At 35.9% G+C, this 16,542-nt stretch carries 18 protein-coding genes and 3 riboswitches; of the genes, 5 read left to right on the top strand and 13 right to left on the bottom strand.

The features are described from left to right. The first annotated feature begins 87 nt into the window (after nt 1-87). The 4 genes from ACUXVC_RS03935 (at nt 88) to ACUXVC_RS03920 (ending at nt 5,247) form a co-directional block, all read left to right on the top strand. Entirely contained in the window at nt 88-1,389 is a 1,302-nt protein-coding gene (locus tag ACUXVC_RS03935) for an NCS2 family permease (protein WP_446025924.1), read from the top strand. Nucleotides 1,390-1,477: 88 nt separating this feature from the next. After that, nucleotides 1,478-1,583: riboswitch (SAM riboswitch) on the top strand. A gap of 88 nt (nt 1,584-1,671) precedes the next feature. Then, nucleotides 1,672-2,784, top strand: coding sequence for a sugar ABC transporter substrate-binding protein (locus tag ACUXVC_RS03930; RefSeq protein WP_016082779.1), 1,113 nt, complete (start codon nt 1,672-1,674; stop codon nt 2,782-2,784). Continuing rightward, on the top strand, nt 2,781-4,268 hold the full coding sequence (locus tag ACUXVC_RS03925; RefSeq protein WP_098975942.1) for a sugar ABC transporter ATP-binding protein: 1,488 nt from the start codon (nt 2,781-2,783) through the stop codon (nt 4,266-4,268). The genes ACUXVC_RS03930 and ACUXVC_RS03925 overlap by 4 nt, the downstream gene beginning before the upstream one ends. Further along, a complete protein-coding gene (locus ACUXVC_RS03920; protein WP_098975939.1) occupies nt 4,252-5,247 on the top strand; it encodes an ABC transporter permease in 996 nt (331 codons plus the stop codon). Before ACUXVC_RS03925 ends, ACUXVC_RS03920 begins: the two co-directional genes overlap by 17 nt. 103 nt (nt 5,248-5,350) lie before the next feature. Here the strand turns inward: ACUXVC_RS03920 and ACUXVC_RS03915 are convergent, their stop codons facing one another. The 3 genes from ACUXVC_RS03915 to ACUXVC_RS03905 all read right to left on the bottom strand — a co-directional run bounded on the left by ACUXVC_RS03915 (nt 5,351) and on the right by ACUXVC_RS03905 (nt 7,125). Further along, nucleotides 5,351-5,554 (bottom strand): hypothetical protein, encoded by a 204-nt coding sequence (locus tag ACUXVC_RS03915; protein ID WP_095691386.1) that lies wholly within the window; start codon nt 5,552-5,554, stop codon nt 5,351-5,353. Between the two features lie 126 nt (nt 5,555-5,680). After that, entirely contained in the window at nt 5,681-6,535 is an 855-nt protein-coding gene (locus ACUXVC_RS03910) for a patatin-like phospholipase family protein (protein WP_000892676.1), read from the bottom strand. 128 nt (nt 6,536-6,663) lie between these two features. Beyond that, the gene (locus ACUXVC_RS03905) at nt 6,664-7,125 is read right to left on the bottom strand and encodes a MarR family transcriptional regulator (RefSeq protein WP_095691387.1); all 462 of its coding nucleotides are present in this window, start codon (nt 7,123-7,125) and stop codon (nt 6,664-6,666) included. A gap of 141 nt (nt 7,126-7,266) precedes the next feature. Between ACUXVC_RS03905 and ACUXVC_RS03900 the strand changes: the two genes are divergently transcribed. After that, nucleotides 7,267-8,448 (top strand): MFS transporter, encoded by a 1,182-nt coding sequence (locus tag ACUXVC_RS03900; protein ID WP_095691388.1) that lies wholly within the window; start codon nt 7,267-7,269, stop codon nt 8,446-8,448. A gap of 24 nt (nt 8,449-8,472) precedes the next feature. Here the strand turns inward: ACUXVC_RS03900 and kdpDN are convergent, their stop codons facing one another. The 10 genes from kdpDN to thiD all read right to left on the bottom strand — a co-directional run bounded on the left by kdpDN (nt 8,473) and on the right by thiD (nt 16,529). Next, nucleotides 8,473-9,627, bottom strand: a complete 1,155-nt coding sequence (gene kdpDN, locus ACUXVC_RS03895; RefSeq protein ID WP_095691389.1) for a KdpD-like non-kinase potassium sensor — start codon at nt 9,625-9,627, stop codon at nt 8,473-8,475. 56 nt (nt 9,628-9,683) lie between these two features. Next, on the bottom strand, nt 9,684-10,265 hold the full coding sequence (gene kdpC / locus ACUXVC_RS03890; protein ID WP_000412607.1) for a K(+)-transporting ATPase subunit C: 582 nt from the start codon (nt 10,263-10,265) through the stop codon (nt 9,684-9,686). A gap of 16 nt (nt 10,266-10,281) precedes the next feature. After that, on the bottom strand, nt 10,282-12,372 hold the full coding sequence (gene kdpB, locus ACUXVC_RS03885; protein ID WP_141241116.1) for a potassium-transporting ATPase subunit KdpB: 2,091 nt from the start codon (nt 12,370-12,372) through the stop codon (nt 10,282-10,284). A 13-nt stretch (nt 12,373-12,385) separates the two neighbouring features. Further along, the gene (gene kdpA, locus ACUXVC_RS03880) at nt 12,386-14,053 is read right to left on the bottom strand and encodes a potassium-transporting ATPase subunit KdpA (protein WP_000638330.1); all 1,668 of its coding nucleotides are present in this window, start codon (nt 14,051-14,053) and stop codon (nt 12,386-12,388) included. Nucleotides 14,054-14,072: 19 nt separating this feature from the next. Then, nucleotides 14,073-14,150 (bottom strand): K(+)-transporting ATPase subunit F, encoded by a 78-nt coding sequence (kdpF, locus tag ACUXVC_RS03875; RefSeq protein WP_223153441.1) that lies wholly within the window; start codon nt 14,148-14,150, stop codon nt 14,073-14,075. After that, nucleotides 14,150-14,254, bottom strand: a complete 105-nt coding sequence (locus ACUXVC_RS03870; protein ID WP_000887894.1) for a SipW-dependent-type signal peptide-containing protein — start codon at nt 14,252-14,254, stop codon at nt 14,150-14,152. The genes kdpF and ACUXVC_RS03870 overlap by 1 nt, the downstream gene beginning before the upstream one ends. 96 nt (nt 14,255-14,350) lie before the next feature. Next, nucleotides 14,351-14,496, bottom strand: a riboswitch (cyclic di-AMP (ydaO/yuaA leader). Nucleotides 14,497-14,630: 134 nt separating this feature from the next. After that, a complete protein-coding gene (locus tag ACUXVC_RS03865) occupies nt 14,631-14,753 on the bottom strand; it encodes a hypothetical protein (protein WP_001034421.1) in 123 nt (40 codons plus the stop codon). A gap of 3 nt (nt 14,754-14,756) precedes the next feature. After that, nucleotides 14,757-14,990: a hypothetical protein gene (locus tag ACUXVC_RS03860; protein ID WP_002025339.1), complete on the bottom strand. Its 234-nt coding sequence runs from the start codon at nt 14,988-14,990 to the stop codon at nt 14,757-14,759. Nucleotides 14,991-15,003: 13 nt separating this feature from the next. Then, entirely contained in the window at nt 15,004-15,390 is a 387-nt protein-coding gene (locus ACUXVC_RS03855) for a hypothetical protein (protein ID WP_000424087.1), read from the bottom strand. A gap of 93 nt (nt 15,391-15,483) precedes the next feature. Further along, nucleotides 15,484-15,631, bottom strand: a riboswitch (cyclic di-AMP (ydaO/yuaA leader). Between the two features lie 85 nt (nt 15,632-15,716). Continuing rightward, a complete protein-coding gene (gene thiD, locus ACUXVC_RS03850; RefSeq protein WP_029441655.1) occupies nt 15,717-16,529 on the bottom strand; it encodes a bifunctional hydroxymethylpyrimidine kinase/phosphomethylpyrimidine kinase in 813 nt (270 codons plus the stop codon). Nucleotides 16,530-16,542: the final 13 nt, after the last annotated feature.

Below are 16,542 nucleotides of genomic sequence, written 5' to 3'. Positions count from 1 at the left end.
TTATACAAAACTATTGCAAAATAGTTAAAAAACGAATATTATATATAACTGTTGTGAAAATTATTCGTAAACAGAAAGGATGTTTATATGTTTAACCTTTCAAAACATAAAACTTCTATTAAAACTGAAATTATGGCAGGTATTATTACCTTCTTAACAATGGCATATATCATTGTCGTAAACCCTGTTATCCTTGGGGATGCAGGTGTTCCATTTGAACAAGCATTTACAGCAACAATTATCGCTGCTGTTGTCGGAACATTATTTATGGCAATCTTTACAAACTTACCAATCGCAATCGCGCCAGGTATGGGATTAAATGCTTACTTCTCTTACTCTGTTGTAAAAGCTCATGAAAGCATGACTTTCGCAATTGCATTCTCTGCTGTATTCGTAGCAGGTATGATTTTAATTTTGTTATCATTCACATCTTTCCGTACAAAATTAATGGAAGCAATTCCTGAAAACTTAAAACATGCAATTACTGCTGGTATCGGTCTTTTCATCGCCTTTATCGGTTTACGTTTAACAGGTATCGTTACAAAAAATGATGCAAACTTAGTTGGACTTGGTGATCTTCACTCTGCTCCAGTTCTACTAGCATTGGCTGGGCTTGGAATTACTATTGTTCTTATGTCTTTAAATGTAAATGGCGCACTATTTATTGGTATGCTATTAACTGGTATTATCGCTTTCTTCACAGGACAGTTAACATTCTCAAACGGTGTTACATCAATGCCTGGATTACCAGAAGGAATTATCGTTTCAAATCCAATTACTGCTGTATCTGACGTAATTAACTACGGATTATACGGCGTTGTATTCTCATTCTTCCTTGTTACATTATTTGATACAACAGGTACATTACTTGGGGTAGCTCAACAAGGTGGATTTATGAAAGACGGAAAACTTCCAAAAGCTGGACGAGCTCTTCTATCTGACTCATTCTCAGCAACAATCGGTTCTATGTTCGGAACAACACCATCAACAGCTTACATTGAATCATCTGCTGGTGTTGCAGCTGGTGGTCGTACTGGTTTAACAACTGTTACAGTAGCTGTTCTATTCGCACTAGCAGCATTCTTCGGACCATTAGTAAGTGCTGTTTCTGGTGTATCAGCTATTACTGCACCATCATTAATTATCGTTGGTAGTCTTATGATGGGTTCAGTTCGCCACATCGATTGGGACGCATTTGATGAAGCATTCCCAGCATTTTTAGTAATCTTAAGCATGCCACTTACATCAAGTATCGCAACAGGTATCGCACTTGGATTTATTTCATACCCACTTATGAAAGTGGCAAAAGGTAAATTCCGTGCTGTTCACCCACTTGTATATGTATTTGGAATTTTGTTTGCTTATCAATTGATATTCTTACCACATTAAAATCCCTCTTTCTGAGGGATTTTTTTATAAATACTGTTTGACAACACCATTCGTTTGTGGAATAATTCAAAATAGTTAAATATTCGATGTCTTATCAAGAGCAGGTGGAGGGATGAGCCCTACGAAGCCCGGCAACCGACCCATTTATGGGCACGGTGCTAATTCTTACAACACATTGTGTTGAAAGATAAGAGTAATATGATAAGGCGTCTTTTCTATATGAAAAGGCGTTTTTTATTTTCACTCCCTCCTCTCTCTTTTTAGTTTAGGAGGGATTTTTTTATGAAAAAATTATGTTCCATCGTACTTATTTTTCTCTTATTTACATTAGCAGCATGTACAAATGAACAAGATGCTATCTCTTCACAAAAGCAACAAACTGTGAGAAAGGCGACTACAACGGTAGAAAATCAATTACAAACAGAAATTCCAAGCCAAATGAAGAAGCCATTAAAAATCGCATTAATTATGCAAATGTCCATTGGAACTTTTTCCTCTCAATATATTGAGGGTGTCAAAAAACAAGTTGAGCTATTTGGCGGCAGTGTACAAGTCTACAATTCTGATAACGATTTAGCAAAAATGGCTGCAAATTTAGATACTGCTATTAATTCAAAAGTGGATGGTATTTTAATTGATCATGGCCGTTCTGAAGCACTAAAACCTGGAGTAGAAAAAGCGTTACAAGCGAACATTCCCGTAGTTGCGTTCGATAACGATCTACGCTTGCCAGGTGTGACAATTATTGATCAAGATGACTATAGTCTTGCATGGAAATCATTAAAAACGTTAGCGGAAGATTTGAATGGACAAGGAAATATCGCAGTTGTATGGGTCGGCGGATTTGCTCCAATGGAACGTCGCAATGTTATCATTGATGCTTTTTATAAACGGTATCCAAATATAAAAGAAGTTGCAAGATTCGGTACTGCTAGTAATAACACACCGCTCGATACACAAACACAAGTAGAAGCTTTACTAAAGAAATATCCGAAAAAAGGCGATTTACAAGCTATTTTCGCTTCGTGGGATGAGTTTGCTAAAGGGGCTGTTAAAGCACTTGAACAAGCTGGTCGTACAGATATAAAAGTATATGGCATTGACTTAAGCAATGAAGATTTACAACTCATGCAAAAAGAAAACTCACCTTGGACTGCTACAGCTGCAACTGATCCAGCTGAAGTAGGTAAGGTTCAAGTACGATTTTTATACAAAAAAATTGCTGGTGAACAAACGCCAGATATTTATTCACTAGAACCTTATTTAGTAAAGAAAAATAGTTTACCAAAAGAAAATATAACAATGGATCAGTTATCAAAATATATAAACGGTTGGGGAGACTCAAAAGATGCATATTCCCCTTGGATGAAAAAATTAGAGAAGGAGAAAAAATGATGACGTTCTCTCTTCAAAACATTACACATTCTTATCATGTCGCTACACCTGTTCTAGAAGATGTTTCTATTCATATTCAAAAAGGAAAAGTACACGCTTTACTAGGCATGAACGGTGCGGGAAAAAGTACTTTACTAAAAATAGCAACTGGTGAAATTCAACCAGTTGTTGGCGATATAAAAATTGATACTCAGTCTGTTTCCTTTACTTCACCGCGCGATGCAAAAAAGCATGGCATTTCTTTCGTAACACAAGAAGTAGATCACGGACTTATTCCCGGATTATCTGTATTAGAAAATGTACTAATCGATCATATAGCAATGCAAAATAAAGTACTATTTTCAAAGTCCAAATTAGTCGCACTTGCTAAACAACATTTGCAAACTGTACAGGTAAATTTAAATGTTTCGGAAGATGTTTCAAACTGTTCATTACATGAAAAACAATTACTTCTTATCGCAAGAGCTTTATCTAACAATACAAATTACCTTTTATTAGATGAACCTACTTCTTCTCTTGGACCAAAAGAAGTTGAAACCTTTGGGAAACTATTAAAAGATTTAACATCAAAAGGAATTGGCATCCTTTTAGTTTCTCATCGTTTATCAGAGATTCGAAATTTCGCGGATGATGTAACTGTATTACATAACGGTCAAGTTGCCCTTTCTGAAACCATTACAACGATTACAGATCAACAAATTGTGGAAGCAATGACTGGAAAACAACTTACACTTCCTATTAATACCGCACCAAAAACCGGGAGCGAGGAACTATTTAAAGTACAAGAGCTTCTATTACACGAAGGTCATTCTCCCCTTTCTCTTACAATACGAAAAGGAGAAACTGTTGTGATATACGGATTAATTGGAAGTGGAAAAACAACACTTGCTGAAACGTTATTTGGTGCTCTTCATACTTATCACGCAGAAATAGACGGTCAAAAACTAACGATTAAAACACCACGAGATGCGATTAAAGCGAAAATCGCACTTGTACCAGAAGAAAGAAGAAAACAAGGCGTATTTCTTTCGGAAGATATTATAAGTCACACAAATTTACATCAATCAGGTTGGAAACGAAAACAAACCGAATTAAATGATGCTACTACAGCAATTTCTTCTTTCGGTATTTCACCAAATGACCCAAAGGCACTTATTCATTCACTTAGCGGTGGAAACCAACAAAAAGTCTCAATTGCAAAGTGGAGTGGATTCAAACCTAATCTATTTCTTTTAGACGAGCCAACTAAAGGTGTAGACATCGCTGCGAAACAAGACATTTTTCAATTCATTCGCAACATTACAGAAAACGGAAGTTCCGTAATTTATTTCACAGGAGAACAAGATGAAGCGTTGCATATCGCTGATCGCATTCTTATACTGGCAAACGGAGAATTTGTAAGTGAATACTTACCAAGCGAACTATCTCCTGAACAGCTTTTACATTTATCTGAAGGGAGCTATTCCATTGAATCTCGTTCATAAAACGAAAACTAAGAAACTATATTTACCTACTCATCTTTTTTATCAATTTAGTACAATTGCTATTATTATAGGTGTTACAATTTTTTTCTCTATCGTCAATGATTCTTTTTTAACATATAACAATATTAGTGATATTTTACGTTCTATTTCCATCGTAACGTTACTTGCAATCGGCGTTACCTTTACATTGATTGTAGATGGATTTGATTTATCAGTCGGCTCTACCGCTAGTTTAGCAACAATTGCAGCTGCTTCTTGTCTCGTTTTATATCGACAAGAACTATTAGTTACACTCCTTGTTCCTATTCTTTGCGGATTATTAGTTGGATTATTAAATGCACTACTCGTTATCCAAATTAAACTACCCGATTTACTAGCTACATTAAGTATCATGTATATCGTTAATGGACTACACTTAACATTTTCAAAAGGATCCTCAATTTATGAAGGAATGTCCGGTGCAACAGGACATTTTATTCCATCCTTTTTATTTATCGGTCAAGGTTCCGTCTTAGGAATTCCAGTCCCTGTCATTATCATGCTTACTGTCGTTTTAATTGCACATCTATTTTTAGAAAAAACAACGTACGGTCGTTTCTTTTATATGACTGGTGGGAATCGAGAAGCTGCTAGATTAGCCGGTATTCCTACTGATCGTTACCGTGTATATGCTTATATGATTAGTGGTTTACTAGCTTCTATTGGCGGCATTATTCTATGCAGCCGCGTTGGAACAGGACAAGTTTCAGCTGGTGCTCCATTATTAATGGATGCAGTCGCAGCTGCCTATATCGGTTACGCAATGTTCGGTGCCAAGAAACCAAATATAGTCGGAACATTCCTCGGCTCGGTATTAATTGGAATTATATTAAATGGACTCACAATGATGAACGTTCCTTATTATGCACAAGATATTATTAAAGGCAGCATTTTAATTACAGCTTTAGCCTTTTCATTTATTAAAAAGAAGCGTAAATAAAAAGAGAGCATCGAATTCGATGCTCTCTTTTCCCTTTGCAACAATCACCCGAAAGCCTCCACGATTACTAAACTATGAAAAAGATAACAGCAGTTAAAAATTATTAATATTTCTCATTCACCTGTAATTCTTTACTATACTTTTGAATGAAAACTGATGAAATAACCATTACTATGCCCACACTAAAACCAATAAGTTGATCTAATAACATTTCATCATGAATAAACCAGCGAAGTAAAAATACACCCCCAAAAATAAGCATCATGATAAATCCAGTATGTCTAAGCCCTTTATATACATTTTCCATATGTATCACCTCTCCACATACTTTTATCCATATTATACCATAATCTAAAAACGTGTATAACCAACATTCGGTATTGAAACCAATAATAAAAAGACTGCAGAGAACTCCATCTCCACAGCCTAATTATTATTTTTGCAAAAACGCCTGCAAATCTGCAAATTGTCTCTTTGCATCTTCATAGCCTTGCTCGTATAAATTTTGTAGTTTTGCTGTATCTTTTTCCATACGATCTACTTGAAGCGGCACTTCTGGGCGAATAACAAATAAATTACCAGCTTGCTCTTCTTTTTCAATATAGTGAAGTGTTTCATTATACACTTCATAACGATTCAACATCGTGTTAACAAGATTCGGATATTTTTTATAAGCTTTTCCTGCAATCCATCCGAATTTTGATTTTTTCTTCGCGTAACCATGATTTCTCGTTAAAATAACGACTGATTTTTTAAATCCATCTTCCTGTGCTTTACGAACTGGAATTGGATCAGAAATCCCGCCATCTAATAACTGCTTACCACGATAATTTACTACTGGTGCAATGAAAGGCAATGAACTAGACGCTTGTAATAAATTTAGTGCATCATCATTCGTTCCTTCTTTCTCAAAATAAACAGATTGTCCTGTTTCACAATCCGTCGTTCCTACAAGGAAACGTTCTGGGCTATTAAAGTATGTTTCAAAATCAAACGGAACATGCTTTTCTGGAATTTCATGAAAAATGAAATCCATATCAAATAGCTGACGTTTTCTCCATAAGTTTTTATACGACAAATATTTCGGATGTGATGCATAATCAATATTGACCGTTTTATTTCTATTTCTTTGTCTGGAAAGATACGACGCTGCATGACAAGCACCAGCTGATACTCCGATTACATATGGAAAATATAAATCTTGTTCCATAAAGTATTCTAATATCCCGCCCGTGTACACACCACGCATACCGCCGCCTTCTAATACTAACCCCGTATTTTCAAGCATGTTACTCTCTCCTCTATATATATTGACTCTTTAATTATTCACCATGTTAAGTATCTTTTTCTATTATATATGAGTTCTTTCAGAAATTATATTTAAAAGACTTGAGAAAAAAGAGTTTTTTCTTCCAATTATATTTCCAAATGATCGGAGACATCCTTTATAAACCTTTGAATAAAGTCTTGCTCTTCTTTCGTATATCCATCTAAAAGTAACAGCCACTTTTCTTCAGCTTTTTTATGCAATTTTTCATGAGCTATATATATTTCATTTCCACTTTCCGTTAAACGGAAGAATATTTCCTTCTGATTATCTAACATTTGCATCTTCTCAACGAATTGCTTTTGAAACAACTTCGTACAAATTTTAGAGATTGCTCCCTTCGTCATGCCCATTTCTGTCGTAATTGCCGTTACATTCATCAAACCATTTTTTCCGATACATTCGATTACATGTAACTCAGATAAAGACATACTACTTACACCTGTCTCATAAAGAAACTTCTCGTTTTGTCGTTTTAAATGTTCTTCTTTTTTATGCAAAAGTGTACGAATGTCCGACAGTATTTCCATTTGCTTCGTTGCACGCTTCAATCCGTTCGCCTCCTAAGTTTCCGAAGAAACAATTTAACTATATACCATTTTAAAATTATTTTTTCATCTTTACAAGTGAGAAAATCATGTTAAAATAAATTTAGTTTCCAAGGAAACCAAAAATACAAGGAGGTTAACAAGATGAAAAAATCTAAACTAACTTTCATTTTATATGTTGTCTGTATTAGTGCCTTACTCGGTTCCTTCGCTCAAAATATTTACACACCTATCTTACCGATGATTCAAAATTCTTTTCACACTTCTCTTTATCTTGTAAATGTAACAGTTTCACTTTTCACATTCATTCTTGCAATTATGCAGCTCGTATATGGACCTTTAATTGATACAAAAGGGAGAAAATCTGTCCTTATCCCTAGTTTAGTCATTAGTACAATTGGTTCAATCGGATGTGCTTTTTCGGCAAACATTTATTTATTTCTCTTTTTTAGAGCTGTTCAAGCTATAGGAATAGCGGCTATACCTGTAGTTTCAGCAACGATTATCGGCGATTTATTTGAAGGAAAAGAACGCGGAGAAGCGATGAGCCTATACCAAATGTTACTTGCCCTCGCACCTGCAATGGCTCCTCTCATAGGTGGATTTCTTGGCAGTATAAATGGTCACTTATCTGTATTTCTCTTTTTATCTACACTTGGCATTATCTTATTAATTATAAACATTTCACTACTTCCAGAAACAAAGCCAAATGTAATTAAGCAGTCTAAAGCACAAAAGAACTACTCTCTTATCTTAAAAAATAAAACTGGATTTTCTATTACTCTTATTGGCTTCATTCAATTTTGTATTTACTTTTGCTTTCTCGTTTTTTTACCGAGCATTTTAGCAAATTCATTTCATCTAGCTGCAAGTGAAATTGGTCTTATGTTTGTACCAATGTCTCTTTCTATCATGCTAGGAAGTTTTTGCTACAAGTTTTTGCAAAAACGCCTCACAACAAAGCAAACTTTATTTATTACGAGTTACTTCAATATTATATGTGTCTTTTTATTCTCTTTCATATATAACATCAATATCCCATTCATCATTATCGTTACATCTTTGTACGGTTTTAGTATGGGACTTTCTATGCCAACTCACACTACTTTATTAACAGAAGAATTCGTACAAGAACGCGCAACAGCTATCGGTATGTACAACTTCATCCGCTATCTCGGTATGGGCACAGGGCCACTTATAGGTGGATTTCTTTTATTTAACCAAAATTACTTTTGGATTTTCTTCCTAGGCGCAATTATGTTTTTACTTGTAATCTTATATACAATGAAAATGCTAAGCCTTCATGCTGTACAAAAATTAAAATAGAGCCCCAAAAATGTCGGCTCTATTTTACCCTCTTTGATCCGCAACAATATGAATATCAATATACTTTGTTTGTCTCATAATTTCATTTACAATAGAGCCTTTTCGTATTTCTTCCCACCTTGTTCTTGCCGATTGTCCAAGTAAAATTTGCGTCACCTGTAATCTTTTTGCCACTTCAATAATAACATCTGCTGGCTTTCTCCCTCTTGCTTCTTCTAATACAAAACTTGCATCAAATTGATTTGTTAGTAACTTCCACTCTTCAATCGTCTGCTTTTTTCCAGCTGAAATAGAATCTATATTTTCCCTCTCAACGTTTAATACGTACAATTCAGCGTTTAACCGATCAGCCATGCGCCATCCCCGTCTTATTAATTTCTCCGCTGTTGAACTGTATTGTACACAAACAAGAATTTTTTCTTTTACGCCAATTGGTTCTATTACTGTTTGGCTAATTTTCTCGTCCATATCATCGGCAACCTCGCGAAGTGATAATTCCCTAAGTGCCCCTAAATTATTAAGCGTAAAGAAATTTTGTAAACTTTGCTGAATTTTTTCTTCTTTATATATCTTTCCGTCTATTAGTCTCTTCCTTAATACCTCGGGCGTTGCATCAACGAGCTGAATTTCATTTGCTTTTTGTAAAATAAAATCTGGAATTCGTTCTCTTACTTTTACATTCGTAATTTGAGCTACAATATCATGAACACTTTCTAAATGTTGAATATTAAAAGCTGATAATACCGATATACCAGCCTCTAACAATTCCTGCACATCCATATAACGTTTTTTATGCTTAGAACCAGGAACATTACTATGCGCAAGTTCATCCACTACGACTACTTGCGGCGCGCGTTTTTTTATTCCTTCCACATCAAGCTCATAAAATACCTTTCCTTTATACTGTATTTCTTTCAAAGGAACTTTTTCTAAATCAGCAATTGCTTCTTCCGTCTCTTTTCTTCCATGCGTTTCAATTAAACCAATTACAATATCAATTCCATCTTTTTTCATTTCCCTTGCATCAAAGAGCATTTTATAACTTTTTCCTACGCCTGGAGCTGCTCCTACATATAGCTTTAACTTTCCGCGATTTTGCTGACGAATATATTCTAAATATTCCTCTGGCGTTCGCCTTTGAAACTTCGGTTCATAATCATCTGCATACAAAATAAACACTACCTTTCATTCGAAACAACGCTACCTCAATCCGTTAGATTGAGGTAGCACTGTTACTATTTCATTAATTTTTGTAATGCTAAATTTAGCTTTAAGACATTCACTCGATCTTCTCCAAATAAACCAAGTGCAGCACCTTCTGTTTGATCTTTAATCAATTGATTAAGTTTTTCTTTCGGAATATTCGTTAATTTCGAAATGCGATCCACTTGCACCGAGGCCGCCTTTGGACTAATATCAGGATCAAGCCCTGAACCTGAATTTGTCACTAAATCTATCGGTACTTCTGTTACTGGAACGCTCGGATTTTGTTTCTTCCACTCTTCAATACTTTTCTCTACTCGTTTCTCTAAATCTGGATTAGATGGTGCATAGTTATTTGAACCAGATGCTTCAGCCTTATATTCAATACTAGAAACACGCCCTTGAAAATAACGTGGATCCGTGAAGTTTTGCCCGATTAATTTAGAACCAATCACTTCATTTTTATCATTATATATTAGACTTCCATCCGCATTATCCTTCATCACGGCTTGTGCAATACCAGTAACAATAAGTGGATATACAAGTCCACACAACACTAGAAATGTAAAAGTAATACGGATAATTGGTGATAGTATACTTTGTTTCTTCTCCATCTTTTTCCCCTCTTCCTTATATGAACAAGCCGACAATTATATCAATTACTTTAATTCCAATGAACGGAACGATAACTCCGCCAAGCCCATAAATAAGTAAGTTTCGGCTAAGCAATGCATTAGAACTCATCGGTTTATATGCAATACCTTTCATCGCTAACGGAATGAGTAATGGAATAATAACAGCGTTAAATATTAATGCTGATAAAATCGCTGACAGTGGTGATGTTAATTTCATAATGTTCAATGCTTCCATTTGCGGAATCGCAAGTGTAAACATCGCTGGAATAATCGCAAAATATTTCGCTATATCATTTGCAATACTAAACGTCGTTAACGCACCACGTGTCATTAACAATTGCTTACCAATTCCTACAACCTCAATAATTTTCGTTGGATTCGAGTCTAAATCAATCATATTCGCTGCTTCTTTCGCAGCTGTCGTACCACTATTCATCGCTAATCCAACGTCAGCCTGTGCTAATGCCGGAGCATCATTTGTACCATCACCTGTCATCGCTACAAGTTTCCCTTTATCTTGCTCTGCTTTAATAACCGCAATTTTATCTTCTGGTTTACACTCGGCAACGAATTCATCTACTCCTGCTTCTTTTGCAATCGTTGCTGCTGTTAACGGATTATCACCTGTACACATAACCGTTTTAATCCCCATTTGACGCAACTGTTCAAAACGCTCACGCATACCCGGTTTTACTGTATCTTTTAAATAAATTAAACCGTAAATACGATTATCTACTGCAACTACAAGTGGTGTTCCGCCCTCTTTTGAAATTAAGTCTGCTTTTTGATTTACATCTTTCGGAATTGTTCCACCTTGTGACCCAACCCATTCAATAACAGCACCGACAGCACCTTTTCTCACTTTCGTTCCGTCTTGTAAATCAACACCGCTCATTCTCGTTTCTGCTTTAAACGGAACAAACTCCCCTTGTTCTGCAAGTTCTCTATTATATGATATAGATTTTCCATGCACATACTCAATAACAGATCGACCTTCTGGCGTTTCATCTAAAACAGAACTAATAGCAGCCCACTTTCCAACTTGCTCAATCGTTTCATTTCCTACAGGTAATAATGTATGAGCCATCCGGTTCCCAAAAGTAATTGTACCTGTTTTATCTAAAATAATTGTATTAATATCGCCCGCAGCTTCTACTGCTTTCCCTGACATCGCTAACACGTTAAATTTTGTCACCCGATCCATCCCAGCAATACCAATCGCTGATAGCAAACCACCAATTGTCGTTGGAATTAAACATACTAACAATGCTACGAGTACAGCTGTATCAATTTGAAAACCTAAATAATTTGTAAAAATCGGCAACGTCACAACGACGATCAAGAAGATAAGAGTTAAGCTCGTTAATACTGTATTTAAAGCAATCTCATTCGGCGTTTTTTGACGAGCAGCTCCTTCTACTAAAGAAATCATTTTGTCGATAAATGATTCACCAGGATTACTCGTAATAACAATTGTAATTTCATCACTTACCACCATCGTTCCACCTGTTACGGAACAAAAATCACCACCCGCTTCTTTTATTACAGGAGCTGATTCTCCTGTAATTGCAGATTCATCTACAGACGCTAATCCTTTGATTACTTCACCATCATTTGGAATCATTTCTCCTTGTTTTACGATAACAACGTCACCTTTTCTAAGATCAGTTGCTGAAACTTGGACAATGTCTCCATTTTCTTTTACAACATTTGCAAACACATCTTTCTTCGACTGTTTTAAAGAATCGGCTTGCGCTTTACCGCGACCTTCTGCTAATGCTTCTGCAAAATTCGCAAATAAAACTGTAAATAATAGAATAAGAGAAACTGTTATATTAAACCATCCTGGTATACTACTAGAACTGCTTGGAAGAAAAGATAAAATGAACGTAATGATAAACCCAATTTCCACAACGAACATAATCGGATTCTTTATCATGACTTTCGGATTCAATTTCGCAATGGATTGCTTCATCGCATGTGTTACGATATCACGATCCATCGTTTTCGCTTGTCTAACCTCATCTTCTACAGCATGTATTTGTGTCTCATTTACTTGTTTTTCTTTTACTACTACCGGTCTCATCATTTACCCTCCATTACTTCAATGTAAGAAATTCTGCAATTGGTCCGAGTACTAACATCGGGAAAAATGTTAATGCACCAACAATTACAATCGTTCCGATGAAGATGCCACCAAATAAACTATTATCTGTACGGAACGTTCCGACTGTTTCTGGCACTACCGTTTTTTCTTTCAACGAAGCTGCCACAGCTAGCATCGTAATTAAACTGAAGTAGCGTCCTAAAAACATAACTAAACCAGTCGTAATATTCCAAAACGGTGTATTATCTCCTAATCCTTCAAATCCAGATCCGTTATTCGCAGCTGACGATGTATATTCATATACAACTTGTGTTAAACCGTGGAAACCGGAATGAGAAATAGCATCCGTTCCTAAATTTGTTGAAAGAGCTAATGCCGAAAATCCTAAAATGAGCAATGGATGAAATAAAATCGTGACTGCGATTAATTTCATTTCCTTACCTTCAATCTTTTTACCTAAAAACTCTGGTGTCCGTCCAACCATTAACCCAGATATAAACACCGCGATAATTGCATACATAATAATGTTTACAAAGCCTGCTCCAACTCCGCCATACACTGTATTTAACATCATATTTACAAGTGGAACTAGACCGCCAATTGGTGTTAACGTATCATGCATCGTATTAACAGCCCCAGTTTCAGCAGCTGTCGTTACTGTTGCGTATAGTGAAGAAAATACTGTTCCAAATCGTACTTCTTTCCCTTCTGTACTTCCTTGTACATGTTCGATACCCATTCCATTTAATGCCGGGTTCCCGTTTAGTTCAGATGTCGTAATCGTTATAAACCCTAGTAAAAATACCATAAATAGTGACACGAAAAGAATGCGGCCTTGTTTTTTATTTCCGACCATTCGTCCGTACGTAAATGGAAGTGCTGTTGGTAATAACATCATAAGCATCATTTGCAAAATATTACTCATTTGTCCTGGATTTTCGAAAGGATGCGTAGAGTTTGCTCCGAAAAATCCACCGCCGTTATTTCCAAGTTCCTTAATGGAAACGAATGATGCAACAGGTCCACGTAAAATACTTTGCTTTGCACCTTCAATCGTTTGTGCTGTAACCGCCCCATCTAACGTTTGTGGTACGCCAAGTGCGACAAAAACTAGTGCCGCAATAAATGCGATAGGAAGAAACACTCTCGTTAACGCTCTCGTAAAATCAACGAAAAAGTTACCAAGTTCTTTTCCAGCAAGTCCTCTTATAAAAGCCATAACGAGCGCTAATGTCGTTGCTGGTGCCGCAAACATTAAAAATGTAATTCCGATTAATTGTGATAAATAAGATAAACCATTTTCACCGCTATAATGCTGTAAGTTTGTATCAGCCATAAAACTAATTGCTGTATTAAAAGCGAGCGTAGGCTCCATCCCTTCAATATGCGCTGGATTTAGTGGCAGCACACCTTGTAATCTGAAAATGAAGTATACGACAACGATCATAAATCCATTTAATAAAACTAATGATAATGCGTACTGTTTCCACGTTTGATTGTATGCTTTTACACCCGTAATTTTAAAAATAAGTTTTTCAAAAGGCCCGAATACTTTATCTAACGTTTTGCTACCTTGAAAAGCTTTTTCTAAATAAATCCCCGTTGGCTTTGCTACTAAAATAAACAAGAGCATTGTAATAATGACTGCAACCCAAATCATAATGAATAATTCCCCCTAATTAAAACTTCTCTGGATTTAATAATGCATACACTAAATACACTGTAATTGCTGCGACAATAACCGATAAGACAATCATCATGATTGCTTTCCTTCTTTCACAACTTTATCTGACCAACTTGCAAGACTTGCCATCGATGCAACTAATAAAATAAAAATCCCGACCATTACAACATCTAACATAACTATCCCTCTCTTTTTGTTAAAATTTACCATTTAAATATTAAAAAAGAACACTGAGCTCTACTCAGTGTTCAAAAAATGAACAACAAAAAGTAAACCTCCTCTCTAAACGCTTACGAGGTTAGCTGTCGGATTCGGGCCTAAAGAGTAGCCCTACTTTCAAAACTGAAAGATTCACCCCAAGTGACGATGCACAAAATTGGTTCCCCCGCTCCATTTCTGGAACTCAGCGATTTTAGGTTTTTTTGGAAATTTTATGAATGATTTATGAGAGTAAATATACTCCTCTATATTTCACTTGTAAAGGGGTAAATTACTGAAAATAATAATATTTACATTCATTTAAACGCTTACATTGAAGATTATTACTGTTATTTCATCTATTTTCTTTATTTCTCTTTTCTTTTCTTAAAAATGACCTTTTAAATATGAAATAAAAAGAGCGAATGACATGAAGTGCATAGCTTGTTGCACTCAGCATTCGCTCTTTTTTATTCACCCTTTATTCTCCTCGTAAAAATGCACGTAAATTTCTCCCACGAATATAAACTTGTGTCAATTCTGCATGTAGCTGCTCATACTCGGTAATATCCATCTCTAAATACAAAGCATCTTTTGATGGTAATATAATATATGGCCCTGGAAAAAGGGGATCAATCTGGACCAATTCTTGAACTCGCTCTACCGATACTGCCCAACGATTTGCTATATCTCCAAGTAATAGTACCTTCATCATTTCTTCCCCCGCCCTATTCAAAAAATAAAAAAGAAATATTATCACAATTTGTAAACACGACAAACTTAGCTCCAATTGTTTCATAGAGCCTCGCTGGATATCGTTTATTCCTTGTAACAACAGTAATAGGTGCTTGAAAAGAAAAACGAATGTGTTCTGTGAAGAAACTAACGATTGGAAGCTCATCCCCTAGTAAAATGACCTTCTTAATACACTCACAAATACTAGTAAAATCCTGCTCCTTACTACAACTATAAGTCCAATCAAACCCACAATTCCTAACTTCAGCCGCTACCTCTTCATTTGCTGTAAAAATAACTAACTCATGTTGAAATGCAACTAGATCTCTTAAACTATTTACCTTACTTTCTTCTCCAACACAAATAAGTGTTAGTTCCATGTACCTCATCCTCCTTAGTATAAAAGAAATCAAACATAGATTGATATTCCCCTATACTAATCAGATCGATGAAGTGATGTATCCATCATGGCACCGTCCTCTCTCAAGACGCTTACGAAGTTAGCTGTCGGATTCGGGCTTTGAGAGTAGCCCTACTTTCAAATTTGAAAGATTCACCCCTAGTGACACTGCACAAATTGGTTCCTCCGCTCCATATAATTGGACTCAGCGTTTACAAAAAAATATATTCTGGCTGATATATTACTCCTGTATTTTGAAAAAGTAAACAGAAAAAAAGCCAGTTATAAAACTGGCTTTTCACTTATCTATACACGCGTTCTATTCACTTTATACGCAAAATGATTCGTCGGTCCATGACCACTACCAATATTCAATGGCTCTTCAATTGCTATACTAATAAATCGTTTTGCTTCTTGAACAGCATCTTCAATTGAGTATCCTTTCGCAAGTCCTGCTGTAACCGCTGAAGCAAATGTGCACCCACTTCCGTGCGTTTGCTTTGAAGGAATTCGCTCGCTTCTAAACTCAATAAATTCTTCTCCATCAAAGAGGAAATCAATTACTTCATTACCTTGATATTCTGCATGTCCGCCCTTCATAAGCACATATTTAGCACCTAATTCGTGCAATACTTTTGCAGCTTCCTTACTATCTTCAACATTATGAATCTCCATCCCAGTTAACACTTCTGCTTCTGGAACATTCGGTGTTATAACGGTTGCTACTGGTAATAAATATTCTTTTAATGCATGAACTGCTTCTTGCTGTAATAATGATGCACCGCCTTTTGCGATCATAACGGGATCTAGCACAATATTATTCCAGCCAAATTTTTTAATTTGTTCTGCAACAATTTGAATTATTTCACTACTAAATAACATTCCTAGTTTCACTGCATCTGGTGTTAAATCCGTACCAATTGAATTCAGCTGTTCTGTAATACCTTCTAACGGAACAGGATATACCCCTTGAACGCCAAGCGTGTTTTGAGCAGTAATTGCCGTAATAGCCGTCATTCCGTATACACCAAGCTCTTGGAATGTTTTTAAATCTGCCTGAATTCCAGCACCGCCGCCGCTATCAGACCCTGCAATTGTTAAAGCTTTATTCACTTTCATCCCACTCATCCTT

The sequence above is a fragment of the Bacillus sp. N6 genome, from assembly GCF_052805735.1.
The sequence above is the reverse complement of the archived record's forward strand: the minus strand, read 5'-3'. Positions and strand labels throughout refer to the sequence as shown.

Coding starts and splice junctions, on each gene's coding strand:
- ACUXVC_RS03870 (WP_000887894.1), bottom strand. CDS start 14,254: ATGTTAGATGTTGTAATGGTCGGGATTTTTATTTTATTAGTTGCATCG.
- ACUXVC_RS03910 (WP_000892676.1), bottom strand. CDS start 6,535: ATGCTTGAAAATACGGGGTTAGTATTAGAAGGCGGCGGTATGCGTGGT.
- kdpA (WP_000638330.1), bottom strand. CDS start 14,053: ATGATTTGGGTTGCAGTCATTATTACAATGCTCTTGTTTATTTTAGTA.
- ACUXVC_RS03860 (WP_002025339.1), bottom strand. CDS start 14,990: ATGATGAAGGTACTATTACTTGGAGATATAGCAAATCGTTGGGCAGTA.
- kdpB (WP_141241116.1), bottom strand. CDS start 12,372: ATGAGACCGGTAGTAGTAAAAGAAAAACAAGTAAATGAGACACAAATA.
- ACUXVC_RS03900 (WP_095691388.1), top strand. CDS start 7,267: ATGAAAAAATCTAAACTAACTTTCATTTTATATGTTGTCTGTATTAGT.
- ACUXVC_RS03915 (WP_095691386.1), bottom strand. CDS start 5,554: ATGGAAAATGTATATAAAGGGCTTAGACATACTGGATTTATCATGATG.
- kdpF (WP_223153441.1), bottom strand. CDS start 14,150: ATGATTGTCTTATCGGTTATTGTCGCAGCAATTACAGTGTATTTAGTG.
- ACUXVC_RS03855 (WP_000424087.1), bottom strand. CDS start 15,390: ATGGAACTAACACTTATTTGTGTTGGAGAAGAAAGTAAGGTAAATAGT.
- thiD (WP_029441655.1), bottom strand. CDS start 16,529: ATGAAAGTGAATAAAGCTTTAACAATTGCAGGGTCTGATAGCGGCGGC.
- ACUXVC_RS03935 (WP_446025924.1), top strand. CDS start 88: ATGTTTAACCTTTCAAAACATAAAACTTCTATTAAAACTGAAATTATG.
- kdpC (WP_000412607.1), bottom strand. CDS start 10,265: ATGGAGAAGAAACAAAGTATACTATCACCAATTATCCGTATTACTTTT.
- ACUXVC_RS03930 (WP_016082779.1), top strand. CDS start 1,672: ATGAAAAAATTATGTTCCATCGTACTTATTTTTCTCTTATTTACATTA.
- ACUXVC_RS03925 (WP_098975942.1), top strand. CDS start 2,781: ATGATGACGTTCTCTCTTCAAAACATTACACATTCTTATCATGTCGCT.